Source organism: Butyricimonas sp. RTP31003st1_G1_RTP31003_210430 (genome assembly GCF_040920905.1).
Lineage (GTDB): Bacteria > Bacteroidota > Bacteroidia > Bacteroidales > Marinifilaceae > Butyricimonas > Butyricimonas paravirosa.
This window is the reverse complement of the sequence record NZ_JBCOSQ010000009.1, coordinates 1-16,128: the sequence shown is the minus strand read 5'-3', so window position 1 is coordinate 16,128 and position 16,128 is coordinate 1. Positions and strand designations below refer to the sequence as shown.

Genomic DNA, 16,128 nt, shown 5'->3' with positions numbered 1-16,128 from the left:
TGGCAATTTTTCTGTTTTAGTTGTCAATTTTTCCCGATTCTTTCAACTGACGCTTGTACTGTGTAATACTTTCCCCGGAAACTTTCTTGAAGAAACGGCTGAAACTTGCCTGATCTTCGAAGCCTAAGAGATGGGCGATCTCTTTGGCTGTCATTTCACTATATAGTAAAAGCCGCTTTGCTTCTGCTTCCACCCTCTGGTGTATCACTTTCAACGGGGAAGGTAAATTGTATAACGATAAAAGGTGCGAAAGGGTTTTAGGGGATTTGCATAACATATCGGCGTAATCCTGTACTTGTTTCTTTTCTTTGAAGTGCTGGTCTACAAGCACGTAGAAACGACGAACCGAATTAAAACTTTCTTCCATGTCCGGCGTGATATGCAAGTTTTTACGGGCAACCCGTGTTGCGTGAATGATAAAATGTTTCAACAGGATGCGTAACATTTCTTCTTTCAAGTTGTCGTTTACTTGAAATTCACTTTGCAGGCTGGTGATGATGGCCTCGCAAGTTGCTTTTTCTTCTTCCGAAAGGCGGAAGTGCATGATGCGGGAGGTGCCGTTGAAAAGGAATCCGCTACATGAAACTTCGTGGTCGTTCCCGTAGATGCAATAAAAATTACTGTTAAAAAGAAGTATCATGTAGTCTCCTTCAGATTCTTTGATTTCCAAGTGGTGAAGGTTGGTCAGGGAAATAATATCGTTTTCTTGTAGCGTGATGAGTTGATGGTCAACGTCTATCGTGACGGTTCCTTTCCTTGCCCAGATAAATTTATACAGGCTGTCATCTTCACGGAGCGTTTTCGTGAGTTGAAAAGAATCCGTGAGGGCAATTGTCCCTTTTAGTTTCGTGCTGAAGGTTAATTCCATTGGAAGTATTTGTTAAATTACGTCGTCCCTTGTACAAAGGTACGTATTTCCGTTGGAATGTGGAGAATAAAAGAGCGTGGCAAAGGTCATTTTTAAACAACTACCCCCCACTAACTCCCCCTTACACAGGGGGAGAAACCGCTTGGTAATCAGCTCTCCCCCTGTGTAAGGGGGAGTTGGAGGGGGTAGCTGGATAAGTAGTTGTTTTATGAAGCCAGACAAAAAGAAAAGATGTCTATATCCAGTTGTTTTTGGATAGCCTCTTGTAACAGTAAATATTTTTGTTCTACCAAGGGATATTCTTCCATAAGTTCGTCTAGTTCCTCTTTAGTGGAAGAGAACAAGAATTGAAAATATTGCTGCACGTCCATCTCTTGACTTGGGATAAATAGAAGACAATCTTCCGGGTCTTCGATTTCGGACATATAAGGATCGAACGTGATGAATCCACATTCTCTAGCCTCGATAATTCCCTCTTCTACCGTGTACGATTCAAACAGGCTGTAGTCCCCGTAATACTCCTTGCTTACCTCGTAGAAAGCTCCCGGTACGAACCATGCCTCACGCTTTAGTAAATATTCGGTCCAAAGACTTTGATTAATATCTCCCCGGTAATTGTTGCGGGTGGTTTCATCGAGCGTTGCCAGATCGTCATTGATGTTTGCGATAGCGATAAAGCCGGAGCTTGAATAGGCGTTGACTAAATCATAATCACCCAGTATCCACAACTCAATACGATTGGCCAATTGAATCGTGAACGGGAAATATTTCTTTTTGAAATTGTCGTCATATATATTCAAGAACTGCTCCTCGATAAATTGCAGTCCGGTTTTAAGAACTTCTTTTTCCTGTTCCGGGGCTTTTAGCGAGATCGGGTTTTGATTGTTAAAGTTATAAACGTAGTCACTGGAATCCGGGTTGGTTAGGATGACCACACCGTATTTCTGGTAAAAGTCATAAATGTAATGCTGTACGTAATCGTTGGGATCATCGGTTAACGTGTACTTTCCGGCTTGTAATTCCACCTTTGGATTATTTTCATCATGACATCCTAGAAGGATAAAAAATAGGGGTATGATATATATACTTTTCATGGTTTTGTTTTTATAGATTTATTGCTGTTCGGGGCGTTCAATGTTCACGATAATCTTGTTTTGTTCTCTGATCTTTTTGGGGATGGGTAGCGTATAGGATTTACTTCCCGCGGGTAGAATGTACTCTTTCCGACTTCCCCCGTTCGTGAAAATGTGTCGTAGTTCCGGCATTCCTTGTCTTCTCAGGTCGAACCAGCGATGTTTCTCGAAACAAAGTTCTCTCCTGCGTTCTTCCCAGACTTTGTTCAGGGCATCCTCCCGGTTGGTGGCCGTGATTTCATAATCGTTCTCGATTCGCTTTTCCCTGATCGTGTTAATATCCGTGATGGCCGATTCCCATTTGTCCAAGAAAACCAATGCCTCGGCCCGGTTCAGATAGGCTTCTGACAGACGATAGGTGTTCCCGTAGGATTGGGAATTCGTGCTACTGAATTTGTGAGGTTTCTTGTTCTTGTCCCAAAATGTGGTTTTGCGCAAGTCATCATTACTAAAAAGTGAAATGATCTTATCGGAGACAAGGTATGTTGCATACGTGGAAGAGTAATTATAGATAAAATCAAAACTGGCCATGCCGTAACAGAACATGATCTCCGGGTTATTTCTGTTGATAAAATAGGAGTAGGAAGTCAGGCCGGCCGTATGTAGGTCGTAGAGCTGGTATCTCTCGTTATTAATAACGCTGTCGGCATAATTCTTGGCTAACTGGTACTCTTTTTTGTAGAGATGCAGCCGGGAGGCAAACAGGTAAGCCACGTCCAGGCTCGGGTGAACCACATTCTTGGTCCATTCCGTGTTTTTAAAACGTGCAATCGACTCGTGCAAATCGGATTCTATTTTCGCGTACACTTTCGCTAGAGTCTCTCTGGAATAGATGTTATCCATGATCGTGATTTCCTCGTTGATCGGGACTCCGAGGGCATTCTCGGCTTGCTCCGCACTTTCGTAGGGTTCTCCGTACAAGTTTATTAACTCGAAATAAGCTTGGGCCCGCATGAAATAAGTCTCTGCCAGAAGTTGATTCTTTTCTTCATCCGTGCCGTGCATGGAAGGTGTTTTATCGATGATAATATTGCAGGTGAAAATGGCGTGATATAATTCGCTCCATGCCTCGTCATTCCTCGTCACCAGATCTCGTCCTTCTTCGGGTTCCCGTTGCCACGTGTAGTAGCCCCACAGCTGGTTGCGGTATTCATACTGGTTCCCGTCTTGATCTGCGAAATCATCTGTCATGACGGATAAATATTCGGTGTAGTCTTTTTTGTTCTGGATAATCTCTCCGAGTAAAAGTTCCCGCAGTTGGGAGACTGTTTTAGGAACGACTTTGTCCTGTGATTTAGGTTCAAGGAAATCATTACATCCTTGTGTCAACAGAACCAAAATTGCGAGTATAAAATATATGTTTTTCATGACTTCAGGGATTAAAAGTTAAGTGATAGCCGCATGGAATAAGTTTGTTGCGGGGGAATGGAGCGTGCTCCAAGGCTGATTTGTTCCGGGTCCCGTCCCTTGAGGGCTTTATCCTTGATAACAAAAAGGTTGGACACGGAGAATCCGAGATTCAACGAATTCAGGAAGAGCCTTTTGCACCATTCTTCCGGGAACCTGTAATTCAAGGACAGGTTCGTGCAGCGCAAGAAACTACTGGACACGGTCCGTAAATCCGAATAATTGTACATTTCCCACAAAGATGCCGCAACAGGGTATTTCAGATCCTGCGGGTACACCTTCACGTAGGCATCATTCCATTCCGATATTCTTAAAGCATCGTCACTTAACCGGGGTATATTCGTCCGGTTTTCATCCCCGGGCTTTCGCCACCTGTTCACGTATTCGGTACTCATGTTTTGCTGGGGATAGGGCAGCGTTTGATTCGCCACGTAGAGATTGTTTAGTCGTACCTTATGCCCCAGGTTAAAGGCGAACGTGGAACTTAGAGAGAAACGTTTATACCGGAAGTCGGCAGAGAGACCACCGCTTAAATCCGGTTCCCGGCTTCCCATGGCAACGAAAGCCCGGGCGTATGCCTCGTCGTAGGAACTGATGATGAAATCCCCTTTTTGGTGACCATCCCCGTCTTCCAAGTATTGTTCGTTGTAGTTCTTGAATGTCGGATAACCATTAGCATCCAATTTGTCAAATTGGTAGGAGTAGAACGTGTTTACCGGTTTGCCGTTGGTGATCACGCTTCCATTGACGTAATTTGTATAGGTGGTATGTTGTTCCTTGTCGGCGTTGGTAACCTTGTTGTACACCTTGGATGTATTAAAGGATAGACTTATCCCGTAGTCTTTGCGATTTAAAGGTTTAAGCCCGACGGATAATTCCCAACCTTTATTCCGGAGAGAACCTCGGTTGATGGCCACCCGGGATGCCCCGTTCGTGGAGGTGATTTCCTTGGTCACGATCATGTTCTTTCCCGTCTTTTTATATCCTTCTAGGGTAACGTCAAGTAAGCCTTTCAAAACAACCAGATTGATTCCCAAGTTGTAGGATTGTGTCTTTTCCCATTTTAAATGGTCATTGGGAACCTTGTATAGCGTGGATGAATACTCTTCCGAGATATTATCCATGCCTCCCATGGTCAGGATCATGTCGGGAACTTGCTCCTCGTTGACATTCCCCTGTATACCGAAAGAGCCTCGCACGGCCAGAACGTCCAGCCATTTCACGTTTTGAAGGAATAGTTCCTCGTGGGCGTTCCATCTTCCGGAGATGGACCATATCGGTAGGAATCGGGTGGAAATGTCTTTCCCGAATTGATTTGAACCGTCAGCCCGGATATTGAAATTGAAACTGTACCTGTTGTCGAACGTGTAGGTGAAGGCTCCGTAAAAGGAGACTTTGTTGTCTTTGGTGTCCGTGATAGCCGGATAGTTTTCGGCCACGGTGTTCCTGTACTTGCTGTAATTTTCCAGAACGATCTTGGCGAATTTATGTCCCCGTTCCCGGAGATACCCGTAATTTGTTTCCGTTTTACCGTCCATTTTCCTAGAGTTGATTTCTATTCCGGCAATGGCGTTAACTTCATGTTTCTGGAACGTTTGGAAATAGCTGAGGGAACTTGTTAACTGGTAGGACTGTCCCCGGTAATCCTTTTCATTCAAGATCCCACCCATGGGAAGTTCCGTGTCCGTGTAATAATTGGAGGCTAATTTCGTGTCGGGTTCTTTCACGCCGTACGCGAGCAACCGTTTGGATTGTGCGAACGTGGACTGCTCGTCCACCCATTCCTGTTCATTTGTGTGAGTAGTAGTCAGGTTGAACTGGGTGTGCCAGTTGAACATGGAGAACAGTTTCCAGTCCAGGTGGAAATTCATGGACGTGTTGTTGGTCGTACTCTCGTAGCCGGAATGATCCAGTTCGTGAAATATGTTGAACTTAATATCCGGTGAGTAATAATCTTTTGCCGTGTTTTTCAACCCTTCTTTCGTGGTGTAAAAATAGTCACTTCCATCCTCGTTGTAGGCGGGGATGGCCCGGGAGGTTTCGTACGCGTACTGGTACAGATCGACAGAACTATGCGTGCGCTTGCTTTTTACCCGGGCGGAAGAAATGTCTGCCCCTATTTTTAGATTGGGGTATAAATTGACATCCACTTTTGCCAAGGCGTTGTAGCGAGTGTATTTTTCCGGCTTTGCCACGCCTTTTTGATCGTTGTACCCGGCTGATATGTAATAATTCACCCGATCACTTCCCCCGGAAACGGATAGGTTATAACTTTGCGTGAACGAGGTGTGGAACAGTAGATCGTACCAATCCGTGTTCATTTCCTTTAGTTTTTTCACCTGTTGGTTGAATTCTTGGTAGGTGATGCGACGCTCCCACAGGTCCCTTAACGCTCCTTCGTAACCGATTTCAGACGGGTCATATTTGTTGAAATGTAATGCTTTCTCCTGCATTTCTTCCGAGACCTCGATGCGGTCTTTCGAATTCATTTGTTTCATGATGGAATAGTTTGGGCGGGCAACGACGGAAAGGTTTGTCGAGAAGTTTACCCTTGGCGGGCCGGATTGGCCTCTTTTGGTGGTGATCACGATCACCCCGTTGGCGGCACGTACCCCGTAAAGAGCCGTGGCGGAGGCATCTTTTAAAATGTCAATCCGGTCAATGTCTTCCGGGTTCAGAAAGGAAATCGCGTTCCCGATCAGGTTCACGTTGTCCATGCTGTTGATCTCTTCCGGGGTAAGCGGTATCGGGTCGGAAAGGATCACGCCGTCAACCACCCACACGGGTTCCCGGCTTCCCGAGATCGAGGAGGAGCCTCGAATTCTGATTTTTGGCGCTACTCCCGGTGTGCCCGACTGGTTGATGGCCTGCAATCCCGGAATCTTCCCCTGCAACATCTGGTCGATGGACGTGTTGATCGGGTCCAGCACGTCTGAACCTTTCACGCTCACCACGGCAGATGTCAGTTTGCGTTTCTCGATCACTTGGTAGCCTGTGACAACCACTTCTTCCAGCTCTTTTTTGCTTGATTTGAGCGTGATCGTGACCGTTTTTTGTCCGGTATAGGGTAACGTGACGGATTCCATCCCGATAAAAGAGAAAACGAGGGTGTCCTTTTCTTGTAATTTAATCGAGAATTCTCCTTTCGTGTTCGTGGTTACTCCATTGCTTGACCCCTTCACGAGGACGGTTACTCCCGGCAGGGGGTGTTTGTTCTCGTCGAAAACCAGTCCGGTTAAGATATTTTTCTCGGGTTCTGCCATTTTGGGGGTAATCACGATGATGTCATTCTGGAAAGTGTACGAGAATCCCGTGGGACGCAGTATTTCTTCCATGACTTCCTGAACACTTTTATTTCTGACGGAAATGGTGATTTCCCCGATTTGTTCACCTTGATTGGTGTTGAAAATGAAACAATAACCTGTTTGTTTTTGAATCTCGGCGAAAAATTCCTTGCTTGTAGCGTTCTTGAAGTCCAGCGTGACTTTTTTCTGCTGCGAGTAGCCGGAGGCTGACAATCCGAGGTTAAAAACCAGAAGAATGAATGTGCAAATCTTCATAATTAGAATAATTTTACTTTTAGGACGCCCATGTACATGAGGTCGAAATTCAAAAGTTTTCATAAATTTGTGGTTTAATTTATTTAGTATTAGAATAAATGAGATGTCCAGTCTGATTTATTCGTTGTTCTGTAAGGGCGGATGATGGTGGAACATCTCCGTCCTTTGTTTTACCTGTTCGTGTACTCGTTTTTGTTTATAATAATTGTTCTTTCTTTTATATGAAATGTAGCGCTAACGGTAGATTCGATGGCATTTAAGATCACATCGATGTTGTCATATCGTTTCAGGTAACCCGTGAAACGGACCTCCTTTACGGATTCATTTTGATAAAATAGTTCCACGTCATACCACAGGGCAAGTTTGTCCAGAATGGTTTCTAAACGTTCGTTGTCAAATAGGAATATGCCTTCTGTCCAAGCCGTGTACGGAGTGGTATCGACCTCCCGGACGATGATATTCCCGTCAGTTTTTTGCACGATGGCTTGCTGGCTGGGTTTCAAGATATACTCTTGCGATGAATTTTGCACCCGGATTCCGACAGAGCCTTTAACTAGCGTGGTTTGTATTTGATTCTCAAGTAATGTGTTTATATTGAACGTGGTCCCGTACACTTTTACTTGGACGTCTTCAGCGATAACGAGAAAAGGTTTGTTCGTGTCTTTGCTTACTTCGAAATAAGCCTCTCCCGAAAGGAATATTTCTCGTTTGTCGGGAGCAAAATTTTTCGGGAATCTTAATTTGGAATTCGAATTCAGATGCACGAATGTTCCGTCCGGTAAGGTGATTTTGAATTCCCCGCCACGGGGTGTTATCAGTTCATGATATTGTTTTTCCTTTTCAGCCGTGGAGTCTGATACATAGATGAGTTTGTCGCCTTGTAAAACTAAATCGATCCCTTCCGGTAGTGCGGGTAGTGCGTGATCTGGCGATAAGTCAATCGTTTCCCCTTGTGACAGAATCAAAATTGCTTTGTTGTTTCCATGGGTGATAGGTGATTGCGAAATTTCACGGGTTGCCGGCTCTTGATTCATGAGTAAATAAACAAGTCCCACGAGTACGGGGACGAGAAAAATAGCCGCGTATCGGCTTAAACGGTAAATAGACTTTACTTTATGAGGTTGAGTATTCTTTTTGAATTTTGAAAATGCTCTTTCGGAATCGATGTGTTTTCGGGTTTCAAACTTTTGAAGCCTCGTTGCGGGGGAAATGACCTGTTGAAAGAAGGAGCGATTCTTTTCGTCTTCTTCCAGCCAAGCGGTTAACTCGTTTTGTTGTGTCTCGGAAAGTTTGTTTTCCATGTACAACACGATGAGTTCTATAATTTTGCGGTGCCTGTTATTCATGAGTAGTCATTTTGTATAACAAACAGCATGGGTAGTAAAAAGTACGATGCCAAAAATGAAAAAAGTACTTTTCTCCTATTCTTCTTTACTCTTTCTTTATTCTCTCTCTATATTCTCACTACTTCCTTTACTGCTCTTCTACTGGTCTTCTACTGCTCATCTACTGTTATTATAGTATTAGAACTATTTATTTCAAATTAAATGACTCTTTTTATACTAGAGAGGGTGCGGAGATATACTAGCGAAATGACAAGGAATCCCTGGTATAGGTATTTTTACATGAATAGTAAAAAGAAAAATAGCGGGTTCAGTCTTTCTTTTAAACGTTGAAATGCCTTCTGTTTTTGGCTTTTAACCGTTGAGAGGGAAATGCCGAGTTGTGAGGCAATTTCATTTTCTTTTTTCCCGGCCAAGTGTAATTTGAATATTTCCTTACAGCGTTCCGGCAATTGGTCGATGACGTTGAAGAAGATACGGTAAATCTCTTCTTCCATGACTTGGAAAACTTCCGATTCGTCTGATATTGATTCTCCTTGCTGGTAATTGATGTAATTTAATTCTGCTTTTTGATGTTTCAGGTGGTTGATCGAACGATTCCGGATAAATAAATAGATAAACGAATGAAATGCGGAGATAGAATCAAAATACGTGTCTTTTTCCCACAATAGGGTCATTAAATCCTGCACGATGTCTTCGGCAACTTCCTGTCGGACATAGTGCATGGCGTACATGACCAAAGATGCATAGTAATCTTTGAAGAGCGTTTGGAAGGCTTCCTCTTTTTTCCGGTTTAGCGCTTTGATGAACTGCTCGTTCGTGTGCATGGTGATATAACGTTTAATTCTCTTCGCGTTAAAAATAGGAAATTAAAAAGGAAATAACAAACTGAGGAAAGAGATGAAGGGGCAGTTCAAAAAGTCATTTTTCAAACTCCCTCCCGGCTTCGCCGTACTCCCTCTATAAACAGAGGGAGAGCTGAAATACTCCCAGTATACGGGAAGAGTCACCAGCTCCTCCTCTGTTTATAGAGGAGGTGGCACGAAGTGACGGAGGAGTTTTTTTAATAAAATAGACTTTTGGAACACCCCCTTCTCGTTATAACTTTTATCTCATTTTATTGTTCGTGTACTTCGTGATCAGCGTGTTCCGAAGTTGTACGTAGGTTTGCATGATCGTGTCGGCACATTCCTGCGTGTATTTATTGAGTAATTCTGTCGCTTTCTTGGGATTTTTCTTTTGCAAGGCGATAAACTCTTTCTCGATCTCTGCGTTGCGTTCGAAGAAGGATTGTTCCATGGGAGCCCGTGCGGCTTCCAAATCCTTTTTCCCATCCTGCCAGTTCAGGTAGAGTAAGTTATCGACAAAATCAATGGCCCAGCGAGCGGAATTGTCGGAGTATTCTTTGGGGTTATACGTGGAATAGACTTCCGGGATGCGGGTCACGCCCGTGAAGATGGGCAGATAAGGTGACGTGTAGGCGTTATCTTGGAAAACCCAGTATATTCCACCGATTTCCCGGGGAAGATTCGAGCGGAGCTGGGCAACCATACCGTATTCCCCATCAACCCGTGCTACTAGGCGTCTGCGGGTAGTCTTCATTAATTTTTGCGTTTCACTGGATGGGAAAGGGGTGGCCAGTTTACTTTTCACCATGTTCCCGTTCTTGTCCGGGTAATACCAAACGGCGTCATTCTCTTTGTCATAGATGGTCCCCGAGAACGTGGAACGTTGAAAGTCCATGAAGTCTTTCACGGAAACTTTTTGCTCCGGTTTAAAGGAGAACGGGTACACGCTAAGCGGTTCCACGTATTGGATATACTGGTTTAAGTTATCAAACGGGTTATTGGTACGTCTGGACGGGATCGGGTCGAGAGAGGGTGCGAACGTGTTGACGAATAACCAAAAACGGTTTGTGGCCCATTCTCTGGGAGTCGGGGCATAAACATCCTGCCAAACGAAAGGTTTTCCGCTTGCCGGGGAATACCAGCCGTTTTCAATGGCAACCTGCTGGTAGTTGGAAGAGGCACGGAATTGTTCTGGTTTTGAAAGATCTATTTCTTTAATGATGCTCCAGTTGGGAATCATGGCGATTTCATCGTCCGGCACCCGTTGAGCGGCCCAGATCACTCCCGGCTTACCACTTTCCGGTGTCCAGTTTTTACCGACACTGAAAAGTTCGAGAACCCATACTCCTTCCGGATCCGCGATCGTGAGACATTCTGATTCCGGCCCGCAAGAGGGAAGGAACCCGTATTTTTCCATGAGCGAGGTGATGAGGGTAAGGGCCTCTTCTGCCGTTTTGCAGCGTTGTAAGGCAAAAATCATGGCTTGCTCCACGGTCATGATCTGTTTCCCTTCTCCTTTGTTTACTTGTAATTCGGGACGTTGGCTCGTGGTGCTTTCCCCGATACATAGTTGGTACTCGTTGATGTGAGAGTAAGCGGATTGGAAATACGTGTAGGTTTGCTCAACTTGCGGGATGTAGCCTAATATTTCCCCGTTGTCATCCAAAGGAAGGTCAACTCGCTGAATCCCATAATACACGGGAGCCATGCTTCCTTTGGGAAATTTCTGGCCCGCCACGACCCGGATGCGACAATCCGCACCGGCATCCGTGTGTGAATTTAAAACACTACCGTCGACCGTGGCTTTTTTGCCGGCCACGATGATCGTACAGGCTTTTCCTGTCTGTAAAAAGAGGAAGGCTGCTGCTAGAAGTAAAAAAAAGGTTTTCATGTGCAATATGATTTTTTTGTTTTGTGATTTATCAGAGTGCAATGTTGCAATATTTATTTTAACAAAAAAATTAAAAGCACGAAATAATACAAATTTAGAGGTAGAGTACTTCACCTTTCTCGGCTGCTTCTTTTATGGCATCGATAATTGTAAATAATTTATTACACATCATTTTTGGGGTGAGGATATTCCCTCGCATATCTTCATAAATTTGTTCTTTCTTGTTGATATAGCTATAAAAATAGAGATGTTCGAATTGGAAAATTTTAAAGTCAGCGTTTTTAATATCGGGAATTTTGTCTTTTACATGCTGAATGTTTTTTCCGAAGTCTTGCATTAGGATATTAGGTATCCAATGGGAATTTTGTTTTTGGGCAATTAACAGGTATGATGTGTTGGCTTTTTCTCGTACTAAAAGCATGGCAAGAGTGTCCGGTTGATACAAGGATAAGAGAAGGTTTTCAGGAGTAGGATCTTCGTAAAATTTGTCTATGTCTAAATGATAAAAAGGCATAAATTCTACATTGTCATTTTTTAGGGTGGCAATTTTTGTAAGTATTATGCTGGAGGATTTGGTTTTGCCATTGAGAGAGTCCGCGAAAGAAACTAATGATTCAATGATACCTTTTTGTTTTTCCGTTAATTTTTTTTGAGGAGATGGATCAATTCCATCATAGCAAATGAAACTGATGAGGAGTAAAAATTGGATAAATGAATTCATGATTTGTATATCATTTTAGTTGGTTCGGATTGTATAATATCCGGTAAAAACCAGTCAAATAGATACAAATATAGCAGAATTTCGCATAAAAAAACGGCAGAATCGGACAAAATTTTCCCGATTATCGGGAAAAGATGGGTTTTGTTATCCGAAACGTTTTTTTAAACTTTGTGATATTTAGATCGTTTCACAATCAAAATACTTACTTCATACAACATCCACATGGGTAATGCGACGAGCGAAAGCGTGAATACATCTGATGTCGGCGTAATAATTGCGGCTACTACAAGGATAATCACGACAGCGTGTTTCCGATAGCGGCGCATGAAATCTGCGGAGAGAAAACCCAATTTAGCGAACAACCACGAGAGTATCGGGATCTCGAAGACAATGCCCATTGCAAGGCACATCATCACAAGTGTCGAGATATACGAATCGAGCGTGATCAGATTATCTACCTCGTCGTTCACCTGATAAGTTCCCAAAAAGCGAAATGTCAGCGGAAAAATCAAGAAGTAGCTGATCAGTACCCCCAATCCGAACATTGCGTAACCGCCTCCGACTATCCGTCTGACATATCGCCGTTCATTATCGTATAATGCCGGAGAAACAAACCGAAACAACTGATAAAGAATATAGGGCGAAGTGCATAATACCCCGGCACACAGCGCTGTTTTCATGTGAATGATAAACTGTTGTGCTAGCCCCGTATTGATAAGCCGGACGGAAAACGGCTCTACCGCACCTCCTGCCCATACCGCCATACGGTCGAGCAGCTGATAAGTAATAAACCCGTCATCCTTCGGTGCAAGTACTACGGCGAACAGCTCTTCCTTGAAAAAGAATGCTGCGATGCCGAACACGACGGCTACGGCGACAATTTTCACGATTGCCACCCGCAGCACGTCCAAATGTTCCCAAAAAGATTGTGTGTTCGTCACGGCCGCCATCGGTTACTCCTTTCGTTCAGGTTCCTTGATTTCCTCAATCTCCTTTTCCACGTTGTTCATTCCCTCTTTGAAAGAACGAACGCCTTTGCCGATTCCCTTCATTAATTCGGGAATCTTCTTACCGCCGAAAAACAGTAGTACAACCAATGTGATCAGCAGCACTTCCTGCATACCGATACCGCCAATAAATAGTGGTGTCATCATAATTTGTTGTTTTTAATTATCAAATGTAAATTCAAGACGATTGTTCATATCATCACCGGTGTAAGGTGTCCTTCCCGGATAAGCGTCCCGACAATTCTCCACCTTTGTTCTCAGCTTGGGAAGGTAATTGAACTCCGTTTATTCTATTTGCAATTTCTGCCATTTAATCTCCTTTGTCATCGGTTTGTTGAGTAAATAAAAAGGCTTTCCGTTTTTGTTGTGGATGGCAGACTGTGCAAGGCCGTGTGTCCCGTGGGCGATGATTTGCGGTCGGATAACGAGAGTGTCTGGTAAAACTCGCACAAAAATTCTCGCGGAAGAGAGAAGAACAGAACCCGACAAGGCTCGTGCAATTCCGGCTCGGCGTAGATGTACGAATAACTGTTTCGCCCGATGAAAGCGCTGTCACCTCTTTCGATATTCAGCGTCTCGCAGCACTGATTTCGCAAGTACAACTGCCCGCTATATAGATATACCAGCGTATGGTTGGAAAAAAGATGGTAAGCATGAGATACCGTCTTTATCGGCCTACCTGCTTCTGCTGTTCGGCATTATATCGGTCTCCCATAACGGGAATAGCAGCTACGGCGTCCTCCAGTTCTTTCCATTCTTCGCTCGGGATATCAAAATTGAGTGTACGCAGGTTCTCCTCCAGATGTGACAGTTTTGTTGTTCCCGGAATCGGTACGATCCACGGTGCTTTTTGGAGTAACCAGCCAAGAGCCACTTGTGCCGAGGTCATGCCCCGTGTGCGGCCAAAAGCTTGCAGTGCATTTACAATGCGGGTATTCGCACGTATCGCTTCCGGCTGGAAGCGCGGTAGGGTCTGACGGTTGTCGTTGTTTACATCGAAAATCGTATATTCGTTGATGCAGCCTCCCAAAAAGCCACGGTTGATTGGGCTGTACGGTACAAAACCGATACCCAACTCCCGGCATACATCGAGAACACCATTTTCTTCCACCAAGCGGTGCATCAGATGGTACTCGCTTTGGATAGCCGTTAGCGGGCAGATGGCATGGGCTTTACGGATTGTTTCGGTACTGACCTCGCACATACCCCAGCGTTGTACTTTGCCTTCCTTGATCAAGTCGGCAATGGTAGCCGCCACTTCTTCGGCCGGAGTGTTCGGATCAGCACGATGCTGGTAGAACATCGGCAGTGAATCAAGCTTTAATCGGCGAAGCGACTCCTCGCAATAGCGACGGATGGTTGCCGGGCGGCTGTCTTGCCGGCCGGTTCCTTTACCGTCGAGCACTTCATGTCCAAATTTAGTTGTCACGTTGATCCGTCCCTTGAATTCGGATAGTGCTTCTCCTGCCAAATTCTCGTTAGTCAGCGGTCCATAAATGATAGCCGTGTCGAAGAGCGTTACTCCGCGATCCACCGCTTCATGCAACAATCGGATACACTCTTTCTTACCCGGGTGTTGGCTACGATTGTAAGTCATTCCCATTACGCCGAAACCGAGTGCCGACACTTCAAAGGCCGCCTTGCCCGTACCCAATATACGATGCCCCTTGATGCGGGCTGTATCGGTATCTACACCTGATATTTCTGCTTGCCCCGTTTCCGAAGCAAAGACCTTGTTCAATCCCGAAGGCATGGCCATTGCGGCTCCTGCCAATGCTGCCGTCTTGAGAAATCGGCGACGGCTGACATTCATTTTATTGTTCTCTTTCATGATTCTTTTGTGTTAATGTTCTGATGCAAAGTTACGAAGAGAGCCCCGCAACAACTTTGCTGCGAGGCTCAATATCCTTTGTTGGGAAGTTCACTTTGTTAAAGTGATGGTTCACGAAAAATGCATAATCTATATTCGCCTGATTAACTTGGCGGGATTTCTTGCGTCATTTCGGGTAGGCTCCCGATAATACCTTTCATTTTTGTACTGAATTCATCTTACCATGACGGGGCAACCCCATACGCTTCCTTGTATATTTTAGAGAAGTGCGACAGATTCTTGAAACCGACATCGAAGCAGGCTTCTGTCACTTTCTTCTTGCCTGATTTTATCAGACCGTGCGCGGCTTCCAAACGGCGTTTGATAATCCACTTTTGCGGAGTTAGGTTGCTGACTTTTGCAAAATCCCGTTTGAAGGTTGCTAGGCTGCGTCCCGTGTAACTCGCAATTTCCTCCAAAGAGAGATCACACATGTAGTTCTCGTTCAGATAGTCGAGAATGTCGATTTTCCACGGCTCCACGAAGTCAAACAACGAGGCATAAAGGTTGATATCAGTGTTGAGCAGTACATATACCCCCTCGATCATTTTCAGTTTCAGTATATCTTCGGACGGCTTTTCACCTGCATCGAAATAGGGAATGACTGATTCGAACAACGAACGGATGTCCGGTCGGTTACTTGGTAATACATGTAAACTTTCCTTCTCACGTTTAGAGTCTGCCGGAATTTGTTGTCGGTTAAGTGTTTGGTAAAATTCTCTCAAAAACGGTCTTGAGAATTTCAACACGACAGAACGATAGGGTTTACCGTCCTCGACCTTTTTCTGTAACCACATCCGGTTATCACGCCGCATGAAAGCACAATCCCCCGGATGCAACACGGTTTTCTTTCCGCGCTCCTTTATTTCCAGTTCGCCGGAACATAAATAAATAAGCGTATGCTCCCTGTTTTCGTGGGCACAACCCCGGTCATCGGTGAAATAGCTCGCTATAAGCACGTTCGAGCAATCGAATACATCTAATCGTTCCATATAGTTTGTCTTTAATTTTCGTAAATATAGCGCATTCCAATCGTAAGATGTTTGTTGTAAGACTCAAATTTACAGAACGGGAAGAATATTTTTGTACTCCTGACGTTACGTGACAAAAGCATTCTTACGATTTACATGCAACATATTACAGTTTCAACGGGCCGTAAAAATAAGGTACTGTGGTATCTCCGTCAATCAGAAAATCCGTTCCCGTGATAAATGCACCTCTGTCGCTCATCAGTAGTTCGGCGACATTGGCAACCTCGTGTGCGATTCCGGGGCGTCCTGTCAGTTTTATTTCCTTATTTATCTATTTGGCTTTCGGTAAACGGATCTGCCCGATGCCCCATCAAGTCGATTTTGGCATATTCCTTATCGAACTCCTCCATCTCCCAAGCCGAGAGCCGAATCGTTCCCGCACCGAGCAAGTCATCCAAGTGCGCCGGATGGGTTGTTCCCGGTATCGGCGCTATCCACGATTTGCGCGA

Annotated in this window: 13 protein-coding genes and 2 pseudogenes; all 15 read right to left on the bottom strand. The window is 44.6% G+C overall.

Annotated features, from left to right (window positions below):
• Positions 1-16: 16 nt before the first annotated feature.
• Complete coding sequence (locus tag AB5542_RS04345) at positions 17-868, bottom strand: helix-turn-helix transcriptional regulator (protein WP_087421379.1); 852 nt, start codon at positions 866-868, stop codon at positions 17-19.
• A gap of 206 nt (positions 869-1,074) precedes the next feature.
• Positions 1,075-1,962, bottom strand: a complete 888-nt coding sequence (locus tag AB5542_RS04340) for a hypothetical protein (protein ID WP_368242992.1) — start codon at positions 1,960-1,962, stop codon at positions 1,075-1,077.
• A gap of 18 nt (positions 1,963-1,980) precedes the next feature.
• The gene (locus AB5542_RS04335) at positions 1,981-3,369 is read right to left on the bottom strand and encodes a RagB/SusD family nutrient uptake outer membrane protein (protein WP_368242991.1); all 1,389 of its coding nucleotides are present in this window, start codon (positions 3,367-3,369) and stop codon (positions 1,981-1,983) included.
• Positions 3,370-3,380: 11 nt separating this feature from the next.
• Complete coding sequence (locus AB5542_RS04330) at positions 3,381-6,968, bottom strand: SusC/RagA family TonB-linked outer membrane protein (protein WP_368242990.1); 3,588 nt, start codon at positions 6,966-6,968, stop codon at positions 3,381-3,383.
• A gap of 170 nt (positions 6,969-7,138) precedes the next feature.
• The gene (locus tag AB5542_RS04325) at positions 7,139-8,314 is read right to left on the bottom strand and encodes a FecR family protein (protein WP_279036959.1); all 1,176 of its coding nucleotides are present in this window, start codon (positions 8,312-8,314) and stop codon (positions 7,139-7,141) included.
• 275 nt (positions 8,315-8,589) lie between these two features.
• Positions 8,590-9,138: an RNA polymerase sigma factor gene (locus AB5542_RS04320; RefSeq protein WP_279036962.1), complete on the bottom strand. Its 549-nt coding sequence runs from the start codon at positions 9,136-9,138 to the stop codon at positions 8,590-8,592.
• Between the two features lie 280 nt (positions 9,139-9,418).
• Positions 9,419-11,050, bottom strand: a complete 1,632-nt coding sequence (locus AB5542_RS04315) for a dipeptidase (protein ID WP_279036963.1) — start codon at positions 11,048-11,050, stop codon at positions 9,419-9,421.
• A 94-nt stretch (positions 11,051-11,144) separates the two neighbouring features.
• Positions 11,145-11,771 carry a hypothetical protein gene (locus AB5542_RS04310; RefSeq protein ID WP_279036965.1) on the bottom strand — a complete coding sequence of 209 codons (627 nt, stop codon included), beginning with the start codon at positions 11,769-11,771 and terminating at the stop codon, positions 11,145-11,147.
• A gap of 161 nt (positions 11,772-11,932) precedes the next feature.
• A complete protein-coding gene (gene tatC / locus AB5542_RS04305) occupies positions 11,933-12,721 on the bottom strand; it encodes a twin-arginine translocase subunit TatC (protein ID WP_279036966.1) in 789 nt (262 codons plus the stop codon).
• Positions 12,722-12,724: 3 nt separating this feature from the next.
• Complete coding sequence (locus AB5542_RS04300; protein WP_270543918.1) at positions 12,725-12,925, bottom strand: twin-arginine translocase TatA/TatE family subunit; 201 nt, start codon at positions 12,923-12,925, stop codon at positions 12,725-12,727.
• A 176-nt stretch (positions 12,926-13,101) separates the two neighbouring features.
• Entirely contained in the window at positions 13,102-13,404 is a 303-nt protein-coding gene (locus tag AB5542_RS21290) for a hypothetical protein (protein ID WP_410521630.1), read from the bottom strand.
• A 41-nt stretch (positions 13,405-13,445) separates the two neighbouring features.
• Entirely contained in the window at positions 13,446-14,609 is a 1,164-nt protein-coding gene (locus AB5542_RS04295; RefSeq protein WP_279036970.1) for an aldo/keto reductase, read from the bottom strand.
• A 218-nt stretch (positions 14,610-14,827) separates the two neighbouring features.
• Complete coding sequence (locus tag AB5542_RS04290; protein ID WP_279036973.1) at positions 14,828-15,640, bottom strand: helix-turn-helix transcriptional regulator; 813 nt, start codon at positions 15,638-15,640, stop codon at positions 14,828-14,830.
• Between the two features lie 145 nt (positions 15,641-15,785).
• A pseudogene (locus tag AB5542_RS04285) lies at positions 15,786-15,926 on the bottom strand (short-chain dehydrogenase); the annotation flags it as partial.
• A 16-nt stretch (positions 15,927-15,942) separates the two neighbouring features.
• Positions 15,943-16,128: pseudogene (locus AB5542_RS04280) on the bottom strand (aldo/keto reductase); the annotation flags it as partial.

What these genes read in the sequence shown, in the direction of transcription:
- AB5542_RS04345 (WP_087421379.1), bottom strand. Translation starts at nt 868, where the DNA reads ATGGAATTAACCTTCAGCACGAAACTAAAAGGGACAATTGCCCTCACG.
- AB5542_RS04340 (WP_368242992.1), bottom strand. Translation starts at nt 1,962, where the DNA reads ATGAAAAGTATATATATCATACCCCTATTTTTTATCCTTCTAGGATGT.
- AB5542_RS04335 (WP_368242991.1), bottom strand. Translation starts at nt 3,369, where the DNA reads ATGAAAAACATATATTTTATACTCGCAATTTTGGTTCTGTTGACACAA.
- AB5542_RS04330 (WP_368242990.1), bottom strand. Translation starts at nt 6,968, where the DNA reads ATGAAGATTTGCACATTCATTCTTCTGGTTTTTAACCTCGGATTGTCA.
- AB5542_RS04325 (WP_279036959.1), bottom strand. Translation starts at nt 8,314, where the DNA reads ATGAATAACAGGCACCGCAAAATTATAGAACTCATCGTGTTGTACATG.
- AB5542_RS04320 (WP_279036962.1), bottom strand. Translation starts at nt 9,138, where the DNA reads ATGCACACGAACGAGCAGTTCATCAAAGCGCTAAACCGGAAAAAAGAG.
- AB5542_RS04315 (WP_279036963.1), bottom strand. Translation starts at nt 11,050, where the DNA reads ATGAAAACCTTTTTTTTACTTCTAGCAGCAGCCTTCCTCTTTTTACAG.
- AB5542_RS04310 (WP_279036965.1), bottom strand. Translation starts at nt 11,771, where the DNA reads ATGAATTCATTTATCCAATTTTTACTCCTCATCAGTTTCATTTGCTAT.
- tatC (WP_279036966.1), bottom strand. Translation starts at nt 12,721, where the DNA reads ATGGCGGCCGTGACGAACACACAATCTTTTTGGGAACATTTGGACGTG.
- AB5542_RS04300 (WP_270543918.1), bottom strand. Translation starts at nt 12,925, where the DNA reads ATGATGACACCACTATTTATTGGCGGTATCGGTATGCAGGAAGTGCTG.
- AB5542_RS04295 (WP_279036970.1), bottom strand. Translation starts at nt 14,609, where the DNA reads ATGAAAGAGAACAATAAAATGAATGTCAGCCGTCGCCGATTTCTCAAG.
- AB5542_RS04290 (WP_279036973.1), bottom strand. Translation starts at nt 15,640, where the DNA reads ATGGAACGATTAGATGTATTCGATTGCTCGAACGTGCTTATAGCGAGC.